This window comes from Streptomyces sp. NPDC107765 (genome assembly GCF_055657085.1).
The window spans coordinates 128001-151954 of the sequence record NZ_JBVKBL010000018.1 but is presented as its reverse complement, the minus strand read 5'-3'; the positions used below and the strand labels follow the sequence as shown (position 1 = coordinate 151954).

The window sequence follows — 23954 nt, the reverse complement described above, 5'->3', positions numbered from 1 at the left end:
CGGTCGTCCTGCCGATGTCGTGCCTCGTGGTCCGGTCGTGCCGCTTCGGTGCCGTCAGCGAGGCGGCCCTTTCCCCGCGGTCGGCACCCGGGTGCCGTTGCGCTTGTAGGCACGCAGCACGACACGGATGTCGCAGCCCAGAAGCCCCTCGATCTCTGCAAACGGACCGTTGACGAGGGTTTCCAAAGCGGCCATCGAAGGGTGTACGGAGTACGCGAGCACGAGGGAGGGGCCCGTCACGACGTAGAGCGCGCGCAGCGCCGGCTCGATCGCCAGCCGACGCAGCGCGGCGTCCAGGCCGTGGGGCCGTACCTGGAGGGTGAACCGTGCCTCGACGGGAAAACCGAGTTCGGCGGGAGGCACATCCACCCTGACGTGGAGGGCACCCGATTCCGTCATCCGGCGCAGCCGCCGCTGCACCGTGGTCTCGTGCAGCCCGACCCGCTGCGCGATCTTCGCTGCTGACATACGGATGTCGTCGTCCAACACCCGGCCGATGGCCACATCGATCTCGTCGAGCTCCACGTCCACGTGCTTCGGCACGCCGTCGATCGCCTGTTGGCGTGCGGCGGTGCGCCGGCCGTCGGGGTCCCAATCGGCGGCGGTCAACAACAGCCGCATGGCGACTTGCGTCCGCACCGACCGCACGCCGTCCAGTACTTCGAGTTCGTTGGTGACCAGGTCGTGCAGGGCGCCCGGATCGGGTGCGACCAGTTCCGCGACCACATCGCAGTCCCCGGTGGTCACGGCCACGTACCGGGTGTCCGCCCGCTCGGCCAGTGCATGGGCCACGGTGTCACTCATGCCTGCCCGGCAGCCGACTTCCAGCTGGGCCGCCAGCCAGCCATGGGTGTCCTCGTAGGAGACGGTGGCCGAGTACGTGAGGACGCCGTCCTCCTGCAGGCGCCGCAGCGCCCGCCGGACGGTGCGCTCGTCGGCACCGAGCTCGTCGGCGAGCGTGGCGTACGGGACCCGGGGTGCGCGTTGCAGCGCCACCACCAGGTCCCGTTCGAAGGGCGACAACCCCATGCGCCTTCCCCCGGTCGCGCAAAGCTGGTTACCTGCATCTGAGGGACATCAAAAGCTGGTTTACCTCATCAGCAGGCGCAAGGACCCGGCCATCCTGGACACTTGTCCGACACGCCGTCAACCGCGCTTTTCAGCCGTGTGACTGGCGTGGGGTGAACGGGGGCCCACCGGTGTCAACGGAGCAGCCAGAGAGTGACGAGGAAGCCCGCCACGAGCCCGAAGCCTGCAACGGCGCAGGTGTCCACGGTGCGCCATCCGGTGGGGGTCTGCGGTACGTCAGGGAGCCCCGCATCCAACTCCTCGTCCACACGGGACCTTTCGATGCGGTCCCACATCGCATCCCGACGCCGCAGCGACTCGTACCACCACTCAGGAAATCGCATTCGACTGGCCCCCTGGTATTTCGGAACATGACCGGAAAGGATCTCTGCGACCGCGTGGGTACCTTCATGCCATTCAAGCGTCATGAGCGTTTGCGCGGACACAGCCCGCCGCCCCTACGGACGAGGGCCAGGCGGCGGCCTGGCATACCCCACGGGCACGCCCTGGCGGGCCTTGATGCCCGCGTGTTTTCCGAGGCGCGGGGCCGTAATCATTGCGAATAGTAGAGCTTCTGTTGGTACGGGGACAGCCGCGTCCGATAGGTCAGCCACAGACTGAACCCGGCGACCAACAGTCCCCCCAGTCCGATGGCTGCATTCCAGGCCACGGAGGGCCTCCCCATGTGCCGTTCACTGTGCCCCTGTGCCGTTCACCCCAGCGTCTCGCGCGCCCCGTCGGGTGAAACCGTGGCCCGCCTGGTTGCCGGCTCCGAGGCGCGGCAGGGCGCGTGGCGTGCACCTGCACCCGAGGACCTCTTGGTCTTTTCTTCTGGGTAGGAGGCCGGATGCTCGGGACACCCCTTATCGACACGGCGCCCGTTTCAGCTCAGGTCGATGATGTCGAGTGCGGCGAGCATCTTCTGGCTGTAGCTGACGAAGATCACGGCGATGGCGCCGTCAACTTTGATCCGCCGGTTCCACTCGTCGGCAAGCCCGCGGCGGTGTGGAAGGCGGCCGCGAGTTCACCGGCCCGCTCTTCGCTGCGCACGCCGTGCATCATGAAGTAGACCGGGTCTGTGTACGCGCCGAAGTCGGCCTCATGGTTGTGGACCAGGTGGGTGATCGCGGCCGGGGCCGCATCGTTCACCGCGTCCTCGATGGTGTGGCCGGAGCCGGCGGTAGGCGTGTCCGCTTTGACGGTCCACCGCTGAGGTCCTTCGGCTTCGATGGCGACGAATACCGCCTGCTGGGCCATGGCCTGCCGGTATGTGGCGTGGAAAGCGTCGGTGCCGGAGGCGTCGGGGATGAGGTGAGCGGGGCAGGGGATCGGCAGCTGCTGCATAACGGGCATCGTGACAAAACCCGGCCTCTCTCGGCTGTGTTGACGGGGCGGTCCGCCAGGGCCGCCATGCGACCGCACCAAGCCGGCTGCCTCTCCCCATGGCCGCACGTTCACCGGCGACGACATCGGCCTGATCAGTACGGTCGGGTCGTCCGGTCCAGGCGGACGACGACGATGGCGATGTCGTCGTCGGCGCCGCTGGCGAGGCCCAGGCGGGCGAGGAGGGCGTCGGCGAGGTGTTCCGCGCCGAATTCGGTGCAGGTGGCGAGCGTGGAGGTCAGGCGGGTCAGGCCGGTGTCGATGTCCTCACCGCGGCGTTCGATCAGGCCGTCGGTGTAGAGGACGAGGGTGTCGCCGGGCGTGTAGGTCGCGTTGGCCTGGGGGCGGGGGACATGTTCGGGGCGGGCGCCCAATGGCGGGTCGGTGGCCTGGTCGAGCAGATGGCAGGAGCCGTCCGGGTGCAGCAGCACGGGCGGGGGGTGGCCGGCGCTGCTGTAGATGAGCAGGTGGCTGTGGCAGTCGATCAGGACCTGGACCGCGGTGGCGGCCAGTGCTCCCTCGACCGAGCGGGCATACAGCCCCAGCACCTCCAGCGCTTGGGCCGGGCCGTGGACGGCGCGGGTGGCGGCACTCAGCGCGCTGCGCAGCCTGCCCATCACGGTGGCAGCCATCAGCCCGTGACCGACCACGTCACCGACCGCGACGGTGAAACGGTCCGCGGGCAGGTCGACCGCGTCGTACCAGTCGCCGCACACGTTCAGTGCTCCGACCGCGGGCAGGTAGCGCACGGCAATGTCCGGGTGCCGGGCCAGGTCCGGAGAGTGGAGCATGGTTTCTTGCAGGGCGACGGCGATGCGCCGTTCACGGGCGTGGGCCTGCCGCAGTTCCTCGTTCAGCTGCTGCAGCTGCCGTGCCCGGGCGTACAGCTCGGCTTCCATCGCCGCCTCCCGGCCGGGGCGGACCGACGGCTGGTGCACGGTGCGGTGGGCGCGGACGACATCGGTCATGTCCTCGGACCGGTGGATGATCCAGGCGACCCTCCCGTCCGGACCCAGAACGGGCACGTTGATCGCGGTCCACCACCGCTCCTTGAACACCTCGGGGCTGCCGGGGACCGGGATGTCGTACTTCTGCAACGTCATGTGATCCGTCTGGCCGGAGGACAGGACACGGTGCAGCGAGGCCTGCAGCGTCTCCACACCATCGGCCTCCGGGTCGCCGGGGTTGTCCGGGAAAACGTCGAAAAGGTACTGCCCGAGCAGCTCGGCTCGGTTGCGTCCGGTCACCTCGCAGAAGGCCGGATTGGCATCAGCGATCACCAGGTCCGTGCCGAGCACCAGGCACGGGCTCGGAAGGGCTGCGAACACCCCCGGATAGTCGATCTTCGGTGCCACACGCTTTTCCTGCCAGTCGCTCCCTCTTCAATCTACGAAAGGTCCAGCTCCCGCGCCCGCCGACCTCGCTCGTAGGCAGCGCTGCCCCCTGCCCCGCGGCGGCGTCGTGGGAGAGGCTTACGCATGGCCGGTGCGACGACGCCTGGTGCCGGGTCCTGGGCTGCAAACATGGCCGAGATCAAGGCCCCGACGCCCCGCGACGCCCTCGCGCTGCTGCTGGCCGGCAACCAGCGCTTCGTCGCGGGCACCCCCGAGCACCCCAACCAGGACGCCACCCGCCGCGCCGAGACCGCACCATCACAGCAGCCCTTCGCCGTTCTCTTCGGCTGTTCCGACTCCCGGCTGGCCGCCGAGATCATCTTCGACCGCGGCCTGGGCGACCTGTTCGTGGTCCGCACCGCAGGCAACGTCATGGGCCCGCAGGTGCTGGGCAGCATCGAATACGGCGTGGACATCCTGGACTGCCCGCTGGTCGTGGTCCTCGGCCACGACTCCTGCGGCGCGGTCGGCGCGGCGTGCGCCGCGCTGGAGGACGGCATGACACCGGCCGGGTAGGTCCGGGACGTCGTGGAGCGGGTGACGCCCAGCGTGCTGGCGGCCCGGGCCGCCGGACACGTGGAGCCGGAGGAGATCCTCGCCGAGCACATAAGGCACACCGTCGACCTGCTGCTGGACCGCTCCCGGGTCCTCGCCGAGAAGGTCGCCGCCGGGCAGGCCGCCGTGGTGGGCCTGTGCTACCGCCTGGCCGACGGCAGCGCGCAGCTTGTCGCGGCCCGCGGCCTCGAGGTGGCGGTGCCCGCCGCGCCCTGACCGCCTCGGCCGCAGCTGCCCAGGCACGCCACCAATCCGATGCTGATCACGCGGAAGACCGGGGCCCCGCGGCACGGCGCAGCCGGTTCGCGATCGCGAGTCCCAACCCTTCCGCCGCCGGCAGGGACGCGACGATGAGGTCGCACCCCCGCTGGTCGAGTTCGCGCAGGAACCCGTACAGCCCGCGCGCGTAGGCGGCCATCGAAGCGGGGACCGCCACCACGGCGTGCGCCTTCACCGCAGAGTCGGCGAAGGACAGGGGAAGAAAGACGCCCACCCGATGACCCAGCTCCTGCGCGAGCTCCGCCTCCGCAACGACCTTCCCCGGCTGGAGGAGGACGACCCGCGCACGCGGCGCGTAGTGGGACGGATGCTGGCCCAGCACGCGAACGCGACTGGTCGAGTGGACTGCAAGCGGGCAGCCCAGCACCGCTTCGAGTTCCTCACGCGTCACCCCGCCGGGCCGCAGGATGCTCGGGATCTCGCCCGTGGCGTCGACGATGGTCGACTCGACGCCGACCTCGCAGGAGCCTCCGTCCAGCACGAAGTCGACGGCCTCCCCGAGCTCCGCACGGACATGGTCCGCGGTGGTGGGGCTGACCGAGCCGAAGCGGTTGGCGGACGGGGCCGTGACACCGCCGCCAAATGCCGACAGCAGCGCGAGTGCGACGGGGTGGTCGGGCACGCGCACGGCCACCGTCTGAAGACCGGAGCGTGTGTGCCCGGCGGTAAAGACGTCGATCAGGCGGGAGACCGTCGGCTCGGAAGTGACCGGCCCGAAAACGGCCGGCTCGCACCGCAGCATGGCGACATCCGCAAGGCAGTCACCGCCGAGCGCGACCGTCAGGGCGACGTCCAGGAGGACCTTGTCTTGCGGACCGTCTCGACCAGCAATACCACACCACACCGGCTGCCGCGGCCGGTGAGCCCTGGCAGCACTACGACCTCGGACACGGCTACTGCAGCTACACCTTCTTCGAGCAATGCCAGCACCGCATGGCCCGCGCACGCTGCGAATTCCACAGCCCACAGGAATTCACTCGATCCCAACTCCCAGAATTTAAAGGCAACTTGAAGAAGATGGCCGTGTCCATCCCGCTGGCCGACGACGAGCAGCCTTCCGTCAAGGACGGCCAGGCAGCCGTGGACCGGCTACTCGACCGTCTCGCCGACACACCCACTCCGGCCGGCCCGTCACCACGCGAACGGGACCTGCCGGTGACGGACCGCCTTCTGCCGCTCGTCGACGTCCGACAAGGGACGGGCTTCGCGCCGTGCTGATATCGGAGTGCGCACAGGCTCAGGAGAGTGGCACAGTCACTGCCGTGACCTTGATGAACGTGCTCGTCGGCTTCGCTCGAACCGGCCGGATCGGTCCGCTCCACTGCGGAATGCCCCTGGCCGAGGCTGAGCACCTCCTCGGCCCGGGGCGGCCACACCCCGCCATCCTCCTGAAGGGGCCCGACATCGACGGCTACCCATACTCCTGGGACGGACTCAAGCTGGATGTCACCCAGCGGGCGGTCAGCGGCATCTGGATCCACCTCTGGCCCGGTTCGACAGCGAAGCTCCCCGCTCTCGTCCTGCCCGAATCAGAGTCGTTCGAGGCCACTGTGCTCCGCGAGGAACTGGTCACGGCCCTGGACACCGCAGGCTGTGAGCATCACGTCAACGACACCCTCACCTTCGGCCAGCAGTCCAGCATCCTCACTCGGCCTGCTGACGTCTACTCGGTCTTCAGCCTCCCGGGCCGGAACAACCACGTGCCTCACCGAGATCGTCACTACCTCGAAGTGATGCACACGTACACGGCTTGACATCGCTGATTCCACAGAATGACGCGGTTGGCATGGCCTTCGACGACGCCCGAGTTGCAGGGAAGAGTGAGGCCCGCGGTGAACAGCGTCGAGGTGAGGTGCGAGGCCGTTGGCGAAGGTGTGCATGCTGGGCAGGTCGTTGGTGCGGACAGCGGAGATCCATTGGGGTAGTTGGCCGCCCTGGGTTGGTGAGAATCTGCCCAAAGGCGCGCACGTGGTCGGGCAGGACGTTCAGATGGGGCAGGTTGGCCAGGGTCTTTGAGCTGGAGCGTTCGGCTTCGCGGAAGTCGTCGGGGTGCCGGAGGGTCCATCCGGCCACTGTGCGAGGTGACCGCGGACGCGGCCTGATCTGCTGGGCTGACGCTCGCTTGGGGAAGAAGTAGGCGCGAACGGCTCCGCAGCCGCCCTTTTGGCCGCGGTCGATGATCTCCCCCCAGAGCCTGGTCGGTGTCTCCCCGATCAGTAGATCGCCGTTCCAGGCACGTTCGGGGCGAGGGCCTTAGGGTTGCTCGGGGTCAGGTGCGACGGTCAGGACGATCTTCCCGGTGGTGCGGCCGGTTTCGCCCAACGTGTGTGCCTGGGCGGCCTGTTGTAGGGGGAACGTCGCGTCGACGATGACCCGCAGGCGGCCGTCCTCGACGAGGGCGCTGATCTCGCGCAGCCCCTGCTGGTCGGGTTCGACGAGCATGAAAACCGCTTGTACCCCGGCCTTCTCGGCCTGCTGCATGGGGAAGGTGTCGTCCGGCGGCAGCAGGGAGATGAGGATGCCGCCCCGGCGCAGGGTCCGCAGGGTGCGTGTCCAGTTGGGTCCGCCGATGCTGTCGAGGGCGACATCGACGTCGCGGACGGTGTCGGCGACGTCCTGGGTGCGGTAGTCGATGAGTTCGTCGGCACCGAGCGTGCGCAACAGGTCGTGCTTGGCGGCGCTGGCGGTGGCGATGACATATGCGCCGCGGGCCTTGGCGATCTGTACGGCCAGGCGGCCGACACCGCCGGCCGCGGCGTGGATCAGCACGCGCTGCCCCGGCTGGAGGTGAGCGGTGTCGACCAGGGCCTGCCAGGCGGTGAGCGCGGCCAGCGGCATGGCGCCGGCCTGGATGGGGTCGAGGCCGCGTGGGCGCGGGGCGAAGTGGCGGGCCGGTGCTGTGACGTACTCGGCATACGCGCCCGCCGGGTACGGGAAGCGAGGCATCCCGAACACCTCGTCGCCGGGCTGGAAGATCGTCACGCCGGCGCCGACGGCCTCGACGGCTCCGGCCACGTCGAAGCCGAGGATGAAGGGAGGCGTCGCTCCGGTGGCGAACACACCGCGCTCGCGGGTCTTCCAGTCGGCGGGGTTCACGCCCGCCGCGCGCACACGGACCAGGATCTCGCCCCGCCCCGGCTCCGGTCGCTCGGTCTCGACGACCTTGAGGACGTCGGGGGCTCCGGCCCTGTCCTGGGACACGGCGCGCATGGTCGAAGGGGCGGTGCTGGGCTGGGGCATGACGGCGTTCCTTCTCCGGGGGCGTAGCGGGTTCTCGTGCCGGTGGTCCCGACAGGGCTCCAAACTGGCCGGTCGGCTACGCCCCTGGTGGTGGCGTGATGGCCAGGTACTGAAAGGATCTGGCCATGCACCGTGTTGGCGTTCTGGCCCTGGAGGGCGTCGTCCCTTTCGAGCTCGGCATCCCCGCCCGTATCTTCAACGCCGCCCGCGACGGGGACGGCAACCCGCTGTACTCCGTGGCCACCTGCAGCCTGGACGGCGGTCCCGTGCGCGCCGAGGGCGACTACGACCTCGCCGTCGCCCACGACGCCTCCCTGCTGGCCACCGTCGACACCATCGTCGTCCCGCCCTCTCACCGACTGGGACCGATCCGGGAGGAGGGCCGTCTGCCCGGCCCGCTGCGGCATGCCCTGGCCGCGATCCGCCCCGGAACGAGGATCGTCGCGATCTGCACAGGCACCTACGTCCTGGCCGCCGCCGGCCTGCTCGACGGCCGTCGGGCCACCACCCACTGGCGCGAAGCCGACCGGCTCCAGCGGATGTTCACCCGCACCCGCATCGACCCCGACGTCCTCTACGTCGACGACGGCGATGTCCTCACCTCCGCCGGAGTCGCCGCGGGCATCGACCTGTGTCTGCACCTCGTCCGCCGCGACCATGGCAGCCACATCGCCAACGAGGTCGCCCGCTCGTGCGTCGTACCGCCGTGGCGCGACGGCGGCCAGGCCCAGTACATCCAGCGACCCGTCCCCGGCCCGTCGACCGGCAGCACGGCCACCACCCGGGCATGGGCCATGCAGCACCTGGCCGAACCGCTCACCCTGGCCGACCTCGCCGCCCACACCAACATGAGCGTCCGCACCTTCAGCCGCCGCTTCCGCGACGAAGTCGGCACCTCGCCCGGACAGTGGCTCACCCGCCAACGCGTCGACCTCGCACGCCACTTGTTGGAGACCACCGACTGGCCGATCGACCTGGTCGCCCACCGGGCCGGATTCGGCACAGGTGCCTCCCTGCGCCAACACCTCCACGCCACCATCGGCGTCAGCCCCCAGGCGTACCGCCGCACCTTCCGTCCCCAACAGGCAGCTGGCTGACCGGAGGTTCGCATGGCCCAGCGATGCGCTTTCTGAGGCCCCTGCCGTTCAGCTCCTCTTCCCCGCGGACAGGAACGCTTCGTAGGGCGACGTGGGGTTGAGGCCACCCGTGCCGGGCGCACCGTACGAAGCCGTGCGGCCCGGCAGGAGCGCTCTGAGGCATCTCATGGCGTCTTCGTGGGCGGCGGGCAGCTCTGCCGCGTCCGCGGTGACGCGGACGCCGAGGACGACCACCTCGGAGGGGTGACTGGTGATCCAACGGGCGAGGGATGTGGTCTCGCCCGTGCCGGACGGGCCGTCGAGAACGCGCCGCCCAGCGGACCGCCGTGGTCGGTGTACCACTGGCCGTCCTGGTAGCACAGGCGCAGATCTATGTAGCCTGCTCCCGCATCGAGTTGGTCGACGATCGGGCGACTCCGGGTATGGGCCATGCTCGCGGCCGGGCCCGGCCGGGCCCGGTCAGACGCGAGAGACGTCGTAGGTGTCGTCACTTCGGAAGAGCCCGGAGCCGTCGTGGATGCTCCAACTGCCGGCGTCGTGGCTGCCAGGCACGGCGATGCGGTTGGGCGGATGTGTGCCGAGCTGCGGGCGTAGCTGCTTCATTCAGTGGCCGAGGTCGACGACCCCGTCTGGCGCGCGGGCGTCGGCAACGTATCGCTGACTGTCGCTGACTGTCGATGACTGTCGATTCCGGCGCGCCGCCCGGTCACCACCGGCCCCGTGCCCCTGCGGATGATCCGCAGCAGGCACCGCCCCTCGTCGTCATCGCTCTCACGGACGCGTACTCGCTCTGTCACCAGGGCAGCCTGCTCAGGCCACGCCACCGCGTGGCGGCTGCCGCACTATCGGCGTGTCGCGTGCATCTCCTGGAACAACTCGAACTCGCCATCGGGGGCGGCACTGAAACCCTGCCAGCGGAAAGAGGTCGGCGTGACGTCGGTGAACGTCCACCGCGAGTGCCTGCCCTCGGAGTCGGTTCCCTCCTGGATCATCCCACCGGCACCATCAGACCGACCGACCTGGGAGAGAGCTGCTCAGCTCGGTGTTGGCGGCGTTGCCGGCGCCGTAGATGATGCCGTCGACGGGGATCTGCTGTCATCCGGGGAACCCCTCACGGCCGGTTGCACGGTGGGCACCGCCGCTGTCGTTGATCTTTTCTCCCGCGTGGTTCGCACCACCGCCGGCGGCACCGGCGGCGCCACTAAACATGGCGTCCCGGAGGATCTCCTTGTCCTCCCCTTCGAAGATGATCTCGCCCCCCGGCACGGACTACCCCCGCGGGTGCGGGGAGGTTGACGTGTGGCCACACCGTAGAAACGTCCGGGTACGTCGTACATGTGGCGGGACACCACACTTCACGGCCGGAGGGTGCGTGCGCCCCTCATGAGGGGTCGGTTTGCCTCCGCGAAGCCGTTGCGGAACTCGCCGAACGGTTCCCCCATCGTGACCATGTGTAGTCAGGTGGAACGCATAACGGTAGGGGGATGGCTTGGGCAACTGGACAAACGCAGGTAAATGGGCCCTGCTGTGAAAGGTCGTGAAAGTCTGCTCGCCAATTTCTGTTACGCACCGCCAGTCACCCGCGTCTCCTTACATGTACGGCGGAACACAGTGGCGCGCACCGGCGCCGAGAGAGCAAACGCAGAGAGTGGGGGGCGTGGACGCGGAAAACGGGGTGGCGGTGGTCACGGCCGCACAGAACGGCGACCATCGGGCTCAGGACGAACTCGTCGGCGAGTGCCTGCCGTTGGTGTACAACATCGTCGGCCGGGCCCTGAACGGTCACGCCGACGTCGACGACGTGGTGCAGGAGACCATGCTCCGCGTCATCAACGGCCTGGACGGCCTGCGCGACCCGGCGGACTTCCGGTCGTGGCTGGTGGCCATCGCCATGAACCAGATACGCCAGCACTGGCGCGAGAACCAGTCGCGGACCGCGCCCCTCCCCGGGTACGACGGGCTGGACGACTCCCTCGACATCGCCGACCCCGGCGCGGACTTCGTCGATGCCACCCTCACGCGCCTGGGCCTGGAGGGCCAGCGCCGCGAACTCGCCCAGGCCTCCCACTGGTTGGACAGCGATGACACGGCACTGATGTCGCTGTGGTGGCTGGAGGCGGCGGGTGAACTGACCCGCGCCGAGGTCGCGGCCGCCCTGGAGCTCTCGCCCCAGCACGTCGGCGTCCGGGTGCAGCGGATGAAGGGCCAGCTGGAGACGGCCCGGGTGGTGGTGCGGGCACTGGACTCGACCCGCAAGGCGGGCCCCCGGACCTGTGCGGAACTGGAGTCGATGGCGGAACGGTGGGACGGGGCGCCCTCCCCGCTGTGGCGAAAACGGTTCTCCCGGCACGTCCGCGCGTGCGAGAGCTGTTCGGGCCACCGGGAGGAGTTGGCACCCGCCGAGAAACTCCTCGTCAACCTCACGCTGGCGCCCATGACCGGGACGGCCGCGGCCGCGCTGCTGGAGGCGGTGTGCGCGAAGGCGGACGCCGGGGAGGCCGCGGCGCGGCCGGCCGGAGGGATGACCCTGCTGCCCGCAGCCAAGGCGGGCTCGTTCGCGGGCGCCGCCGGGCCCCGTACCGCCCATGCTCCCGTGTGTGCCGGGCGCCGTCGTGGCACCGGCTCTCGCCACCGCCGAGGTCGTCGCCGGATACCCCACGGCCGCCGGGCCGGACGGACTACGAGCACCACAGCGCTGCCTGGCTCCCTCGCGGGCGCCGCCCACCCCGCCGACCGGGGCCGACGGCGAAGACCCTTCGCCCCGCGGCCGGCCGTGGCCCTCCCGTCCGGTCACGTCGCGTCCCCTGCCGGTCAACTCGCCCGCACGTCCGGCCAATCCCCAGAAGAAACGTTTCGTCCGACAGGCCGCCGGCCGGCTCGCCCCCGAGCGAACCAAGACCGGCCGGCCACCGCCGCGCACCGCCCCGAAGCGCCGGCCGGCGGTACAGCGCCGCCCGGAGGACCTGCGCACCCCTCGCTTCCACGACCCCACCGACCCGGACGGCACCGGCCCCGCCGAGCGGATCACCGCGGCGGTCTCTTCCCGGAGCGCCCCGGCCGACAACACCGCCCTCCGCCGGCCGGGCCCGGTGAGAGCGACGAGCGCTCGGAAGAACGGCACGGTGCACCGCCCCCACGCGCTCACCCCCACCTGTGCGGACGGCCGGAGCCGGTGTCGCCTGCGGGCCGGCGCGGCCCGTGCCGGACACAGCACGTCACGACGCAGCTGACGCGTTCCCGCTGACGTGACTTCGCCGGCGCGGCACCGCTGAAGCGAACCGCCGCGAACCCCCCGGCCCCCTGAACCCCCCACAACACGGGCCTTCCACGGCACCACCCTGCGCACCGTTCACGCGCCGCAACGTGCCCAACGCCTGTTCATCACCACCACACACCACACGGCAGGAGAGAGAGTTGGGGAAGAGAAGTAGACGCCGTCACGCCGCGCGCAGCGCCGGTGGCGGTCGTCGGACCGGCATAGTCGCCGCCGCGGTCCTCGCCGCGACCGGCATCGTCGCCACGGGCGTCGTCTACGGCGTGACCAATGGCGGTGCCTCCGGCGACCGCGAGACCGCGGCCGCGCCCGGCTCGGCGTCGCAGACGGCGACGAAGCCGGCCGCCAGCCCCGAGCACAAGAAGCCGCTCGCACCGCTGGAGAAGCTGCCCAAGAACGACCCGAAGCACGGCATGGTCTACAAGGGCCTCAAGCCGGCCCCGAAGAGCGACTCCTGCGTGGGCGTCTACAAGGTGGTGCGCTCCGGACTGTGCACACACGGACCGGACGAGCCGCCGAAGGGCGTCGACATCCACCGCACCACCCCGCCGGCTGTCAAGGCCAGCGCACCCAAGCCGGACCTGAACAGCGGCGACGCCCACGCGCCGTCGTCGAAGGACCTACTGAAGGACGCCCCGCCGGTACTCGACGCCCAAAAGGACGCCGGCCAGCAGACCGCCGCGGCCCAGGCACCCGCCGCGGGCGACGGAGACCGCACGGCTGCGGCGGGCGGCCAGCAGGTCGTGTGCGACGGCGACGGCGCCACCGGCAACCGCGTACAGGTGCTGTACGTACACGCGCCCGGCCAGTCCCGGTACGGGCAGTACGTCGCCTCGTTCAAGCAGTGGGCGGCCGGCGCCGACCTCATCTACGCCGAGAGCGCCAAGGAGACGGGCGGCACCCGGCACATCCGGTACGTCACCGGATCCGACTGCACCCCCACGGTCCTCGACGTCGAACTGCCTGCCTCATCGCTCGGCGAGTTCAGTGCCACCAACAACGCACTGGCGGAGCGGGGCTACAACCGCCGCGACCGGAAGTACATGATCTTCGCCGATGCGCAGGTGTACTGCGGCATCGGCAGCTTCGCCGGTGACGAACGTCCCGACGCGAGCAACCAGAGCAACTTCGGCCCGTCCTACGGCCGTACCGACTCCGGCTGCTGGAGCGCCTCCACAGCCGCCCACGAGCTGGGCCACAACCTGGGCGCCGTCAACAACAGCGCCCCCAACACCAGCCGCGGTGCACACTGCACCGACGAGTGGGACATCATGTGCTACTCGGACACCCCCTACTACCCGCAGATGCGCACCGTCTGCCCCGAGCGCGGCCACGACGAGCGCCTCGACTGCAACCACGACGACTACTTCAACACCGACCCCCGGCCGGGCAGCTACCTCGCCACCCACTGGAACGTGGCGAACAACCAGTTCCTGATCAAGGGCGGCTCCAGCCCCGACCCGGACCCGGGCCCCACCGCCGGCCCGAAGCCGGTCGTCGGCACGATTACCGCCGACACCGCGAGCATCAGCTGGCAGGCCGTCAACTCCGCGGCGAGCTATGACATCGTCCTGAACGACCAGTCCATCGGCAGCGTCACCACCGCCGCGACCCGGGTCGTCAACCTGCGCCCGGACACCGACTACACCGTCGCCATCGCCGTGAAGGACCGCGACGGCCGTACTTCCAAGCCGGGCCCGAAGACGTCGTTCCACACCACCTCCGCAGGCGACCCGACGAAGACGCTCACCTTCGGCAAGCCCTACGCACTGCTGAACCCCCTCACCGGCAAGGCCGCCGACCTCTACGGCGGATCCTCCGCCGACGGCACGGTCCTCATCGGATGGCAGCGTCACGGCTACGCCAACCAGCAGTGGGTCTTCCGCGACGCGGGCGGCGGCTACCTGCGGATCGAGTCGGTGCTGTCCCACAAGTGCCTCCAGGTCGGCGGCTCGCTCCAGGCCGGTGCGTACGTGATGCAGCAGCCGTGCTCGTCCGCCGCGTCGCAGCAGTGGAAGACGACGGCCTCCGGCAGCACGTGGACGCTGGCCCCCAAGGGCACGGACCTTCTGCTCGGTGTCAGCGCCCGCGACTACTACGGCGGCACGCTGCTCGAACTCCAGCGGCCGGACAGCCGAGGCCAGCAGAACTGGACCGCCCAGCCCGTCTCCTGACCGCCTTCCTCCCCTCTCCCCGGCCACGCCGGTCATCCCAGCCCCACCGGCCACACCGGCCACCTCGGCAAGGAGCCCCTGATTCATGCGTCTGCGTCCTCGCGCACTGTGCGTGCCCCTCCTGGCGTTCCTGGCGTCGCCGCTGCTCGTCCTGGCCCAGGCCGGGCAGGCCGACGCGCACGGTGACAGCATCCAGTTCACGGTCACCGGCCAGGACACCGGGCACGTACGGGCCAAGGCGACGTACGAGGACGACCATGACCCGGTCGACGAGCGGATCGCGGGCACGCTGACCGCGGTGTCCGCGGACGGGCGCACGCGTGGCCCGTGGCGGCTGGTCGCAGTTCTGGGCCACGCCGGAACCGTCACGACCCAGGAGGTACTGCCTCCGGGCACCTGGAAGGTGACCGTCGAATCCGGCTTCCCGGAACTCGGCCGGGGAGAGGGGAAGATCGACGTGCCGGTGGTGGACCCCCGGCCCGAGGGGAAGACAACCCGCCGGCCGGCGCGGCCCACGGCGTCCGGGACCGCCTCCGCGGCCCCCTCCGTCGAGCCCGCCACACCGGCCACCGCACATGCGGCGGCCAGGGCGGGAGCGGAGTCCGGGTCCGGGCCCGGGTCCGAAGGGGCGACGGCGTGGCTGCCGTGGACCGCCACGGCCGCGGCCGTACTCGCGGTCACAGCCACCACGGTCACCGCCGTGCGCCGTAGGCGGCGTTCGCGCACGAGCTGACCCACACCCGAGGGCGCACCCTCCTCACAGCCCGGGGCGTAGCTGACCGAGCCACCCTCACCGCTGGGGCGTGTCCGCAGAGTCCTGCCAGGCGTCACAAGCCTGGCAGGACTTTTGCGGGCACGCCCTAGCTTTTCAGCCGCTCGGCCAGCTCCACGCCGATCACCGCGTCGTCGGCGGCGAAGACCTGCACGAGTCCGTGCCCCTCGAAGGGAGCCGTGTGATCCGGATGAGCGGATGCGTGTAAAGAAGGACGAGCGCGGCGGCCACGCGGTCGTGGAAGTGAGACGTCCTCGCGGCCGACGGTCTGCCGCGCGCGGCGTCAGGGGAACCACATCTACTCGAAGGTCTGCAGGGTGTCCTCGCCGTCGGTCCGCCAGACGCCGAGCCTTTGGCGGACCACGAGCCAGCCGTCCGGACCTCGACGGAATTCCCAGTCGTAGGGACCGCCCATGAAATAGGGAGAGGAGGTTCTCGCGGGTGCGGTGACGGCGACGAACCACATGTAACCGATGCCAGTTGCCCGGTCGCCCTCTACGTCGAAGTCCATGTTGAGGATGTGATGCTGCATGCTCGAGTAAGGCGATTCCGCCTCTTCCACCTTCTCCCGGACCGCCTCCTTTCCGTGGTTTTTCTCCCACGTCCCGAACTCCAGCACCGCGTCCTCGGCCCAGCATTCGATCCAGGTCTGCCAGTCCTTGCGGTCCAGCGCCCTCCACCCGCGGATCATGAGGGCGCGCAGAGCTTCCTTGTCCTCCAAGACCCGCACTCTGTGGGCCACGCTGTCGTAGTCGGCGGCAGTGTGTGGCATGTCGGTTCCTTCCGGGAGGAGTCATTGGGCGCTTGCGGCGGGACGGACAATGATTTCGCCGACGTCGACCTGCGAAGGCTGGGAAATGGCGTAGGCAACGGCCTCCGCGATAGCGGAGGCGGGCAGTGCCACAGCGCGGTAGGTCTTCATGGCCTCCCTGGCAGCAGGGTCGGAGATGCTGTCGGCGAGTTCGGACTCGGTCACGCCCGGGGATACGAGGGTGACCCGGATGTCCCCGGTGGACTCCTGGCGCAGTCCTTCGGAGATCGCGCGGACAGCGAATTTGGTGGAGCAGTAGACGGCGGCGGTGGGAGAGACCTCGTATGCGCCGACAGAGGTGATGTTCGCGAAGTGCCCGCCGCCCTGAGCGCGCATCGCGGGCAGAGCGGCGGCGATACCGTGCAGGACGCCTGCGAAGTTCTGAGGAAAGTGGTATCGGTCCGGAGGACGTTAGCGCAGGTCAGAGCGTTCCGGCAACGAACTGGCAGGGAGCCGTGTTCCTCCGTGCGCCACCCACCGGAGGTTCTTCGTCTGCTGGTGTCATAGGTCTTGCGTGTCGTTGACCAGCAGAAATGGCGTTATGCCGAGGCGGGTTGCTGGCCCGTGAATGGTCCGGATCTTGGTCCGGACTCGACGTCTCCGAGCACGAGGTCTCACGGGGGTGGTGGTGGACGACCTGCACGATCATCACGACCGAGGCCACTGACGCCGTCAGCCGGCCTGCCGTCACCGGGCTGTGGTCCCAGGCCGGTGACGTCGCTTACTTTGAGCCAGCCGGTGTCCGCAACGGCGAGCAGCGGGTGCTGGTGCTGGTGTTCATCGGTATCGCTCCGTGCAGGGAGGCCCTGGCCTGGTCAGGCGTGTTGTCAGGCCATCCAGAAGAAGACCGCGGTCATCCGTTTGTCTTCCAGCGTGCTGCCCCAGTAGCCGGTAGCGCTGTGGAGCATGTTGGCGGTGTAGAGCAACAGCCGGTTGTGGCGGTGCGGTACGCGTACGTCCTCGGTGAAGGAGTCGGGCGGGACGAAGCGTGTGCCGAGGGCGTCGACCAGGTTGCCGTGTGGCGCGGTCACCATGTTTACGGTGCTGCCAAGCCTGCCAGCGGAGCGGTCGCTCGTCGCTTGGGATTCACTGAGGTTGAACGCGTACAAGCGTCTGAAGGACCCGAAGCTCCTGGCGAGTGGGGATTCATGTGATCTGGCGTCGACGCTGTTGCCCAGACCTCGCCGGCCTAGACACGCAACGGACTCGCCGAGGCCGCCCGCGCCTTCGAGCGCGCCACCCGCTCCCAGATCCGCGCCGAACACGCCGACCACCGCGCCATCCGCTCCGCCGCCCGCGGCATCAACCATGCCGGAAACGCCCTGGGCAAGGGCGAGGACGGTGGCGCCACGGCGATGCTCCTGTCCACGATGGTCATCGTTACCATCGCCGCCGCACGCTGGCATTCCGCCCGCGGCCACGCCCAACAAGCCGCCCAACACCTTCGCGCACCGGACGTTGCTAACCCCCATGAACGCCATGCGAGAGCACGACCGCCGCCTCCCCGAAACCGTACGACAGCGGCATGGCGACACTGTCGAAGCCACCCTGCTCCAGCACGCAGACCACGTACTGTGCGAACCCAGTGGGGACTCGCTGGCCGCCACCATGGACCAGGCCGAGCGCGCAGGATACGACCCCGCCGCCCTGCTCCAGCAGGCCATGGCATGGCGCGAACTGGACACCACCGACAGCATTACCGAGGTACTCGTCTGGCGACTGCGCCGGCTGGGAAACCTGGCCACCACCGTCGACTCCCCCCTCGAAGGGGGAGCGCACGAAGGCCCCAGCACCAGCCCCCAACCCCGCGGCCGCAGGCGCCCGAGGCCACCGGTCAGCGCACTCCCAGCGCTCCACCCTCCCGAGGGGCAAGGCGCTGACCAGCACAACAATGCGCATGAATTGGCAGGCGGCGCTTGATATGGCTGGTTGGACAGAGACATGGAGATAATGCGGATGCTCAGCGAAAACCTTCAGGCCCCGAGAACCGTTCTGCCCCAGACGGCATCCGGCGCCGACCCGCTGCTGCAGCTCCAGCAGGAGACCCAGCCCACCAACAGCAACATCGGCCTGCGCGCCCCCACCCACCCCGAGGAAATCCGCATCACTGGTATCCCCGTCGTGTGCCCCCAGTGCGGTGCCCGTCGCGACTGGATGGTCATCTGCGACCGTAACGAGATCAGCATCCGCTGTCGCTGCGCGCATCAGTGGATCGAACGCGAACTGACTCGTGCGGACTACATGACGATGATCAGCGAGGGCATCGGCCAAGAATACCGAGCTTGGAGGCCGCGGCCCAGGCTGTGGGCTAAGACGGCACCCGCGGTGGCACCTACCTGAACTCATGAGCGGAACCGCATTCAACACATCGACCCGAGGGCACGCGCTGCTATCGGCGGGCACCTATCGTGCGGACGGTGCCCATCAGGTCGTTGTGCTCAGGCACTCTCGCACAATTTTCGTGGACGGCGGAAGAGCCTCCGATCCCACGAACACGCATTCCTCGGAGAGCCGAATGGTGCGAAGGGACCTGACCTTCTTGAGACTGCTCACATCGATGCTGGCTAGCGGGCTTTCGAAGGTGATGGTGTGGAGATTCGGGAAGTACGCCAGCCACTCCCAGGTGGCGCCCGAGTCGGCCTCCACCCACAAATGAGTGAGACGGGACCGATCGCAGGCAGTTTGGAACTCCTCAGGTGTGATCGTGCCTGTCATCCGGATACGAGAACGGCCACCGAACCGGCGGAGTGCATACAATTCCTGCGCATTCGAGACGCAGAAGTAGAGATCTTCCTCGCCGAGGTGAGCAATGACTTCCTCGGCGAACCTGTCGCACTCGAAACGACTCCAGACCCGGGCCAGTTCCGAACGGACACGAAGGTCTGAGAGGTCGCGGTATTGCGCCAGTACGGAGATCGCGGCATCGGTGGCAAGACGGGTTGCGGACAGTACCGTGAAATAGGCCTCGTCGTCGGAGAGCCCCTGTGGCCCGGGAAGCAGGTCCAGAACTACGGGGCCCACATCAGCCAGCGCGCGCGCCTGATCTGCCGATCGAGGCGGAATAAGCGCCGCGGCCCGCTTCTCCACCTCCATCCGCACATCCGGGTTCAGTTCTGTCGCATGCTCCAAACAGGCTGCTGCCAGCAGATGGAGACGCCTGCTGTCCTTCTCGGATGTGTCACCTCGTTCTATGAGGCCGGTCAGCAACCGGGTTCGCTCCATGGTCCGAGCGTGGGCAACGGACATCCGGATGACGTCCTCCCATTGATCGAGATGTGCGTGCGCGATGAGAAAGTCGAAGTCAAGACCTTCCACGGCAGCCTTGGCGCCCAGGTAGTCCTGAAAAGTGCGGTGAATGAAATCCATCGACCCCGCACTGGGCTCGCGCAGGAGACCACTTCGGATCAGCAGGTGGCGGTAGATCTCCTCAGCCGTTCCCTGCTCGGCGATCTTCGGCATCGCGGGTAGTGCGTGCTCCAGCAGCTCGATGGCGTCGGCTCGGTCCATTTCGGAACGACCGTTGCGGATCATCCAGTAGGCCAGCTTCTGGATCAACTGGATGTGATGTTCCTCGCCGATGCGGATGGTGCCCGGCTTGTAGATTCCTCGCTCACGGTCACGTCGGGACAGCAGCATGGAGAGGGCGGCGTCGTAGACCTCCTTCCGGCCGTCCGGGAGGTAGCCACGACGGTCCTGGTGAAGGGCGCAGATCAGCGCGCACATCAGGGGGTTGGTGGCGAGGCGGCCCAAGTCTTGCTTGGCTCGTACAGACTGCAAGAGATCTGTGGCATAGCGGTCGCCAATGCCCGCGGCCTTGTGCCACCGCTTGATGAACTCGGCGACGTTCTCCCGGCTCATCGGAGCCAGGTCGAGTTCTGCGAAGTCGTCACCCACCAACCAGTCCTGGCGTACGGCCGAAGGTCGAGAGGTCACCAGCCACCGGTTGTCCGGGTAGCAACTGACCAGCTCCCGTACCCAACGGCGAGCCTCTTGACGTTCACTTTCCGGAATTTCGTCGATCCCGTCCACCAGGATCAGCCCACGCTTTGACCTCAACACCCTGTCGAACCACCCCGTGGGCTGAAGATTGGCGATGGGGCAGCCAACGGCGGCCAGGAATCCGTCGGGTGTGGGGAGTTTGGCGCCGCCGCGGGTTAGGGTGCGCAGCGGCAGCACAAACGGCACCAGGCCGTAGAGATACAAAAGACGTTCGTCGAGGGCCTTCCGCGCCGTGGATACCGCCAGCCACTGTACGAGCGTCGTTTTCCCCGACCCCGCCACGCCCCGGAGCAACACCCGATCACGGCCGGCCAAGATGTGATCGGCGGGGAGGAGGGTGGGGAGGTCATGCGTTCTGCCGCCCGCTGCGTCCAAGCTCAGATAGGCGGCGTCGAGCGGCCAATTCTCAGGCGCCTCGGACAGATCGAGTCCGAAAATGGTCAATTTGCCGTGCTTGGAGGCGATGTACTCGGCGTAGCGCTCCTCGAAAGGACCGTCGGCCGGCGACGGGGTGCGGGCGATCAGTGAGTCGATCTTGAGAGATAACTCTTCGATCCGGCGGCTGTGTTCGATCAGTGTCCGGGCCACAAAAGTGGATCTCTGAGTGAAGAACTGCAGGATGTGCAGGCACGCGGTGTCGAGCACGCTCGCATGAAGTGTCACCGCGTCGCTGGAGAGGCCGAGAGTGGCCGAGGGGCTCTGTGACCGCAGATGCCGGGAGAGCGCAAGGTGGCCGAGCTGCACGGCTTGCACGTCGTCCATATCGATGTAGCCGAGCGACCTCAGTGAGTCCGCTACGGCATGTGCCACAGCACGCTGTTCGTACGCCGGCAGACGTTCCTCGACGCCGGTGGACTGTGCGGCGCGGCTCACCAGTTCCTCGGCGATCTTGTGCAGATCTTCGTCCGACAGGACGCGTTTCTCGCCCTTGAACGACACGAGCTTCGAGACGCGCAGCGGCTTGTCGACCAAACCGGCACCGGGGCCGTCAGGTACGAAAAGTCTCTTGATTAGCGGCGCTACAACGCTGGAGGCGAGACGAGCGCCAATGGCAGCGGCTTCCATTTGCTCCCCGGCTGGTGTGAGGACGGCAGCCAACCGTCGGCCCGGCAGCAGCTTAGGAGATGGAGTGATGGGCTGCCCGGGAAACAGGCCAAGTGCGGTGGCCAGCCGTCAGGCGCTGCCATGGACCCCTCGGCCCGCCTCCGCTTGGTTCCCAGACCTGACGACCGGTCTCCAAGGCTGAAGCCGGGGCCTGGAATCGACATGAGCGTCAGTCGGTCGCGGCCGTCGCGAGCACAGTGTGGGCCCCGGCCGCACCGCCGACCGCGCGCAGTCGGCGGCGGGCGGTGCACCAGATGCTGATGGCAGAGCGTTCAGGGTCTGCCGTGCCTTTTGCCGTGCTGCCCCACAGCGCGCCAGGCAGCGCTATCTCCCCTGAGGGTTGCCCCAATGCGGGACAACCACTCAGCGGTCGGGGGAGCGGCATTAACTGATCGTTTCAGAATGAGATCTTGGTCTGACGTCTCGACTGAGATGGTGCTCAGTGGGCGATGGAACGGGTTGCCCTGGCGGCGCGTTGGGCCGACAGGACTCTGGGAGGAGAACCTTGTCGAGTGTGAGCTTCCCGTCGGCGCGGGCGGTCGGACGCGGAGCGGCCTGGTATCGCGGGGACTGCCATGTCCACTCCGTCCACTCGGACGGGGAACTCACCCCCGAAGAGTTGGCTGTCCGGGCGCGCGCTCGACTTCATCGCGACGACGGAGCACAACTCAGCCGCGGCCCGGGTGTCTGGGGGCATCTGGCCGCCGATGACTTCTTGATTCTTCTCGGCGAAGAGGTGACCACGAAAAACGGACACTGGCTCGCGCTCGGCATCCATCCCGGCGAGGTCGTCGACTGGAACCACCAGGTCAGGGACGGACTGGTGGACAAGTGCCTGAACCAAGTCCACCGAGCAGGGGGCCTTTGCGTTGCTGCGCACCCGCATGCGCCCTACCCCTCGGGCGTCTTCATGTTCCCCTTCCTCGGCTTCGACGTGGTGGAGGTGTGGAACGGACGGTGGACTTCGGATCGGCCCTGGAACGCTGACAACGAGGCCGCGCTGGCTGAATGGGGGCGGAGCCTCGCGGCGGACCTCCAGACGGGCTCGTGGCGGCCGGCGATGAGCAACAGCGACACCCACTTGGAAGGGCAGATCGGCCTCCCTCACACCGTGGTCTTCGCCGAAGAACTGAGCACGGAGGCAGTCCTGGCCGGGATCCGCGCCGGCCGCAGCTGGATCGCCGAGTCGGCGGATGTGGACGTGTCGTTCACCGCCCATGCCGATGGTCGCGTTGCCGGTGTGGGAGAGCGGCTCGCGACTCCTGGTGGGCAGGTGGAAGTCCACGCGGCAGTGCGAGGTGTGCTGGCGGGGACCGTCAGCTTCCACACCGATCGAGGGAAGGTCCACCGGGCCTCTCTTCCCAGTGACGGGGCGGGAGCGGTGCAGTGGGACACAACGGCGGAGGACTCGGCGTTCGTCCGCATTGAGGTCCGCCATCCCAACGGGCACGTCGCCGCACTCACCAATCCGATCATCCTCAACTGACCGCTCGTTTCATCGTGCGGTCCGCAGGCGACGGAGGCATATGAGGCTGCATGCCAGTTCGAGTAGGGCCTGATGGAGGTCGGCGCGTCGTTCTAGCGGATACGGAGTCGTTTGAACTGGTGCAGCCAGGCGAAGGCCCGTTCCACCACCCAACGGACTTTGCCGAGCCCTGAGCCGTGGGCGACGCGTCTAGTCCCGCGAAATCACACGGCTTCCCGGATACGGTCGAGGACTTCAGGGCACGGGGCACTGCCCCCGCGCACGCTGCCGAGACACTCAGCCTCCGCGACGCTGTAGAAGCCCTCCCTCAGGCCGCCGAATCCCGCGACGGCTACGAGCGCACCACCTGGCCATCGCCCTGCGCGCCCGGTCGGAGGGTGGGCCGACCTACACGTCCGCCGAGGTGGAGCAGATGCTCACGAGCAAGGTGGATGCGTCGGATGTGCGGGTGGGAGCTGCGCTGCGCGAGTTCACCGACGCCTGTCGCGACGATCTGTGGTATCTGCCTCGGTGGTGGCAGATACATCGGCGTATCCCACTGTGGTGGAAGGCATCGAAGACATGGAAGACCCGGCGCGCCGAGAATTCCGCAGCCGCGGAGCCCCAGCAGCGCGTAGAACTGCCGGTGCACCACCTCGCAGTACTCGGCACCAAACTGCGCTGGTCTTTGACCGTCGACCGCCGCGAACGCGACTCACTGCGCAACCTCGCAGCCAGCTGCCAGAACACGGACGTCGAATACGAGCGGGTGTAGCAACCGGCGGGCGGCAGGCTCGTGCGCAGTGCCGAAGCCGAGCTCCTGCGGCAGCCACTCCCACTGGATTCCGGTACCCGCACTACTTCCAGGAGGGCTCTCAGACAGGCCACTTCACTCTGCCGGGCTCGAGCCAGGCTGACAGCGCGCCGGACCCGCCCCAGGCCCGCCCACACCGCGATCAAGGCGTCCGGGAGACTTTCGCTGCGCGAGAGCAGGGCGTCGCGCCGCACGGCGAGCACGAATGCGTCAGCAACCTCGGCAGGGTCCCCGCCGTCGCCGGCCACAAGGCCCTCGAACGCAGCGGACAGCTCGGCCAGCCCGTCCAGATCGGAACCGGACCGCTGCCACAGCCGCGTGTGACGGTGAGCGTCACGGGCCAGTCGGACAAGGCGCCCATGCGGACGTGGCGGGCGCCGCAGCGGTACCGGCGACCGGGTACGCCGACGAGGTGGGGCCCCGCACTGTCGAGCCGATGGCCGCACAGAGGCTTTTTGTTAGCTCCTCTAAGAGATGCGGGGCGGCCCGCAGCATGCCGGAGGAGGGACGTACGGGACATCATCA

General features: G+C 68.6%; 18 protein-coding genes and 6 pseudogenes. 11 read left to right on the top strand and 13 right to left on the bottom strand.

Annotation, left to right across the window (positions count from 1 at the left end):
* Positions 1-54: 54 nt before the first annotated feature.
* The 4 genes from ACZ7MX_RS33730 to ACZ7MX_RS33715 all read right to left on the bottom strand — a co-directional run bounded on the left by ACZ7MX_RS33730 (position 55) and on the right by ACZ7MX_RS33715 (position 3806).
* Positions 55-1029 (bottom strand): Lrp/AsnC family transcriptional regulator, encoded by a 975-nt coding sequence (locus ACZ7MX_RS33730; RefSeq protein WP_472137728.1) that lies wholly within the window; start codon positions 1027-1029, stop codon positions 55-57.
* Positions 1030-1202: 173 nt separating this feature from the next.
* Positions 1203-1412, bottom strand: a complete 210-nt coding sequence (locus ACZ7MX_RS33725) for a hypothetical protein (RefSeq protein ID WP_467575788.1) — start codon at positions 1410-1412, stop codon at positions 1203-1205.
* Positions 1413-2010: 598 nt separating this feature from the next.
* Positions 2011-2412 (bottom strand): hypothetical protein, encoded by a 402-nt coding sequence (locus ACZ7MX_RS33720; RefSeq protein ID WP_472137726.1) that lies wholly within the window; start codon positions 2410-2412, stop codon positions 2011-2013.
* 134 nt (positions 2413-2546) lie between these two features.
* Positions 2547-3806, bottom strand: a complete 1260-nt coding sequence (locus ACZ7MX_RS33715) for a SpoIIE family protein phosphatase (RefSeq protein ID WP_472137724.1) — start codon at positions 3804-3806, stop codon at positions 2547-2549.
* Between the two features lie 168 nt (positions 3807-3974).
* On the opposite strand from ACZ7MX_RS33715, the pseudogene ACZ7MX_RS33710 reads away from it, so the two are divergent.
* Positions 3975-4616 (top strand): annotated as a pseudogene (locus ACZ7MX_RS33710) (carbonic anhydrase).
* Positions 4617-4662: 46 nt separating this feature from the next.
* Here the strand turns inward: ACZ7MX_RS33710 and ACZ7MX_RS33705 are convergent.
* Together ACZ7MX_RS33705 and ACZ7MX_RS33700 are read right to left on the bottom strand one after the other, a co-directional pair.
* Positions 4663-5058 (bottom strand): annotated as a pseudogene (locus tag ACZ7MX_RS33705) (Sua5 family C-terminal domain-containing protein); the annotation flags it as partial.
* A 27-nt stretch (positions 5059-5085) separates the two neighbouring features.
* Positions 5086-5484: pseudogene (locus ACZ7MX_RS33700) on the bottom strand (L-threonylcarbamoyladenylate synthase); the annotation flags it as partial.
* A 218-nt stretch (positions 5485-5702) separates the two neighbouring features.
* Here ACZ7MX_RS33700 and ACZ7MX_RS33695 point away from each other — a divergent pair.
* Both ACZ7MX_RS33695 and ACZ7MX_RS33690 read left to right on the top strand, forming a co-directional pair.
* Positions 5703-5897 (top strand): hypothetical protein, encoded by a 195-nt coding sequence (locus ACZ7MX_RS33695; RefSeq protein WP_472137722.1) that lies wholly within the window; start codon positions 5703-5705, stop codon positions 5895-5897.
* Positions 5898-5941: 44 nt separating this feature from the next.
* Entirely contained in the window at positions 5942-6433 is a 492-nt protein-coding gene (locus tag ACZ7MX_RS33690) for a hypothetical protein (RefSeq protein WP_472137721.1), read from the top strand.
* Positions 6434-6932: 499 nt separating this feature from the next.
* Here ACZ7MX_RS33690 and ACZ7MX_RS33685 read toward each other — a convergent pair whose 3' ends face one another.
* Complete coding sequence (locus ACZ7MX_RS33685) at positions 6933-7919, bottom strand: NADP-dependent oxidoreductase (protein WP_472137719.1); 987 nt, start codon at positions 7917-7919, stop codon at positions 6933-6935.
* Between the two features lie 125 nt (positions 7920-8044).
* Between ACZ7MX_RS33685 and ACZ7MX_RS33680 the strand changes: the two genes are divergently transcribed.
* On the top strand, positions 8045-9016 hold the full coding sequence (locus ACZ7MX_RS33680; protein WP_472137717.1) for a GlxA family transcriptional regulator: 972 nt from the start codon (positions 8045-8047) through the stop codon (positions 9014-9016).
* A gap of 459 nt (positions 9017-9475) precedes the next feature.
* Here the strand turns inward: ACZ7MX_RS33680 and ACZ7MX_RS33675 are convergent, their stop codons facing one another.
* Complete coding sequence (locus ACZ7MX_RS33675; protein ID WP_472137715.1) at positions 9476-9619, bottom strand: hypothetical protein; 144 nt, start codon at positions 9617-9619, stop codon at positions 9476-9478.
* 1054 nt (positions 9620-10673) lie between these two features.
* Here ACZ7MX_RS33675 and ACZ7MX_RS33670 point away from each other — a divergent pair.
* The 3 genes from ACZ7MX_RS33670 (at position 10674) to ACZ7MX_RS33660 (ending at position 15197) form a co-directional block, all read left to right on the top strand.
* Positions 10674-12260 carry an RNA polymerase sigma factor gene (locus ACZ7MX_RS33670; protein WP_472137713.1) on the top strand — a complete coding sequence of 529 codons (1587 nt, stop codon included), beginning with the start codon at positions 10674-10676 and terminating at the stop codon, positions 12258-12260.
* 170 nt (positions 12261-12430) lie between these two features.
* Positions 12431-14464, top strand: coding sequence for an RICIN domain-containing protein (locus ACZ7MX_RS33665; protein WP_472137711.1), 2034 nt, complete (start codon positions 12431-12433; stop codon positions 14462-14464).
* A gap of 85 nt (positions 14465-14549) precedes the next feature.
* Positions 14550-15197 (top strand): hypothetical protein, encoded by a 648-nt coding sequence (locus ACZ7MX_RS33660; RefSeq protein WP_472137709.1) that lies wholly within the window; start codon positions 14550-14552, stop codon positions 15195-15197.
* A 337-nt stretch (positions 15198-15534) separates the two neighbouring features.
* On the opposite strand, the gene ACZ7MX_RS33655 is transcribed toward ACZ7MX_RS33660, so the two are convergent.
* From ACZ7MX_RS33655 to ACZ7MX_RS33645, 3 genes and pseudogenes are all read right to left on the bottom strand, one after another.
* A complete protein-coding gene (locus tag ACZ7MX_RS33655) occupies positions 15535-16008 on the bottom strand; it encodes a nuclear transport factor 2 family protein (protein ID WP_472137707.1) in 474 nt (157 codons plus the stop codon).
* A gap of 21 nt (positions 16009-16029) precedes the next feature.
* Positions 16030-16428: pseudogene (locus tag ACZ7MX_RS33650) on the bottom strand (SDR family oxidoreductase); the annotation flags it as partial.
* 446 nt (positions 16429-16874) lie between these two features.
* Positions 16875-17105 (bottom strand): annotated as a pseudogene (locus ACZ7MX_RS33645) (DUF6445 family protein); the annotation flags it as partial.
* A gap of 412 nt (positions 17106-17517) precedes the next feature.
* Between ACZ7MX_RS33645 and ACZ7MX_RS33640 the strand changes: the two are divergent.
* Positions 17518-17967: a hypothetical protein gene (locus ACZ7MX_RS33640; protein WP_472137705.1), complete on the top strand. Its 450-nt coding sequence runs from the start codon at positions 17518-17520 to the stop codon at positions 17965-17967.
* A gap of 36 nt (positions 17968-18003) precedes the next feature.
* Positions 18004-18387, top strand: a complete 384-nt coding sequence (locus ACZ7MX_RS33635) for a hypothetical protein (RefSeq protein ID WP_472137704.1) — start codon at positions 18004-18006, stop codon at positions 18385-18387.
* 84 nt (positions 18388-18471) lie between these two features.
* On the opposite strand, the gene ACZ7MX_RS33630 is transcribed toward ACZ7MX_RS33635, so the two are convergent.
* Positions 18472-21111: an NACHT domain-containing protein gene (locus tag ACZ7MX_RS33630; protein WP_472137702.1), complete on the bottom strand. Its 2640-nt coding sequence runs from the start codon at positions 21109-21111 to the stop codon at positions 18472-18474.
* Between the two features lie 553 nt (positions 21112-21664).
* Here ACZ7MX_RS33630 and ACZ7MX_RS33625 point away from each other — a divergent pair.
* Positions 21665-22636, top strand: a complete 972-nt coding sequence (locus tag ACZ7MX_RS33625) for a CehA/McbA family metallohydrolase (RefSeq protein WP_472137700.1) — start codon at positions 21665-21667, stop codon at positions 22634-22636.
* A 9-nt stretch (positions 22637-22645) separates the two neighbouring features.
* Here the strand turns inward: ACZ7MX_RS33625 and ACZ7MX_RS33620 are convergent.
* Positions 22646-22827 (bottom strand): annotated as a pseudogene (locus ACZ7MX_RS33620) (transposase); the annotation flags it as partial.
* Positions 22828-23048: 221 nt separating this feature from the next.
* Between ACZ7MX_RS33620 and ACZ7MX_RS33615 the strand changes: the two are divergent.
* The gene (locus ACZ7MX_RS33615) at positions 23049-23390 is read left to right on the top strand and encodes a hypothetical protein (protein ID WP_472137698.1); all 342 of its coding nucleotides are present in this window, start codon (positions 23049-23051) and stop codon (positions 23388-23390) included.
* Positions 23391-23954: the final 564 nt, after the last annotated feature.

Excerpts from the sequence above, each read along its gene's own strand:
- ACZ7MX_RS33635 (WP_472137704.1), top strand. The coding sequence starts at position 18,004 with ATGCTCAGCGAAAACCTTCAGGCCCCGAGAACCGTTCTGCCCCAGACG.
- ACZ7MX_RS33615 (WP_472137698.1), top strand. The coding sequence starts at position 23,049 with ATGCTCACGAGCAAGGTGGATGCGTCGGATGTGCGGGTGGGAGCTGCG.
- ACZ7MX_RS33685 (WP_472137719.1), bottom strand. The coding sequence starts at position 7,919 with ATGCCCCAGCCCAGCACCGCCCCTTCGACCATGCGCGCCGTGTCCCAG.
- ACZ7MX_RS33630 (WP_472137702.1), bottom strand. The coding sequence starts at position 21,111 with ATGGAAGCCGCTGCCATTGGCGCTCGTCTCGCCTCCAGCGTTGTAGCG.
- ACZ7MX_RS33730 (WP_472137728.1), bottom strand. The coding sequence starts at position 1,029 with ATGGGGTTGTCGCCCTTCGAACGGGACCTGGTGGTGGCGCTGCAACGC.
- ACZ7MX_RS33655 (WP_472137707.1), bottom strand. The coding sequence starts at position 16,008 with ATGCCACACACTGCCGCCGACTACGACAGCGTGGCCCACAGAGTGCGG.
- ACZ7MX_RS33680 (WP_472137717.1), top strand. The coding sequence starts at position 8,045 with ATGCACCGTGTTGGCGTTCTGGCCCTGGAGGGCGTCGTCCCTTTCGAG.
- ACZ7MX_RS33720 (WP_472137726.1), bottom strand. The coding sequence starts at position 2,412 with ATGCAGCAGCTGCCGATCCCCTGCCCCGCTCACCTCATCCCCGACGCC.
- ACZ7MX_RS33725 (WP_467575788.1), bottom strand. The coding sequence starts at position 1,412 with ATGCGATTTCCTGAGTGGTGGTACGAGTCGCTGCGGCGTCGGGATGCG.
- ACZ7MX_RS33675 (WP_472137715.1), bottom strand. The coding sequence starts at position 9,619 with ATGAAGCAGCTACGCCCGCAGCTCGGCACACATCCGCCCAACCGCATC.
- ACZ7MX_RS33660 (WP_472137709.1), top strand. The coding sequence starts at position 14,550 with ATGCGTCTGCGTCCTCGCGCACTGTGCGTGCCCCTCCTGGCGTTCCTG.
- ACZ7MX_RS33640 (WP_472137705.1), top strand. The coding sequence starts at position 17,518 with ATGAACGCCATGCGAGAGCACGACCGCCGCCTCCCCGAAACCGTACGA.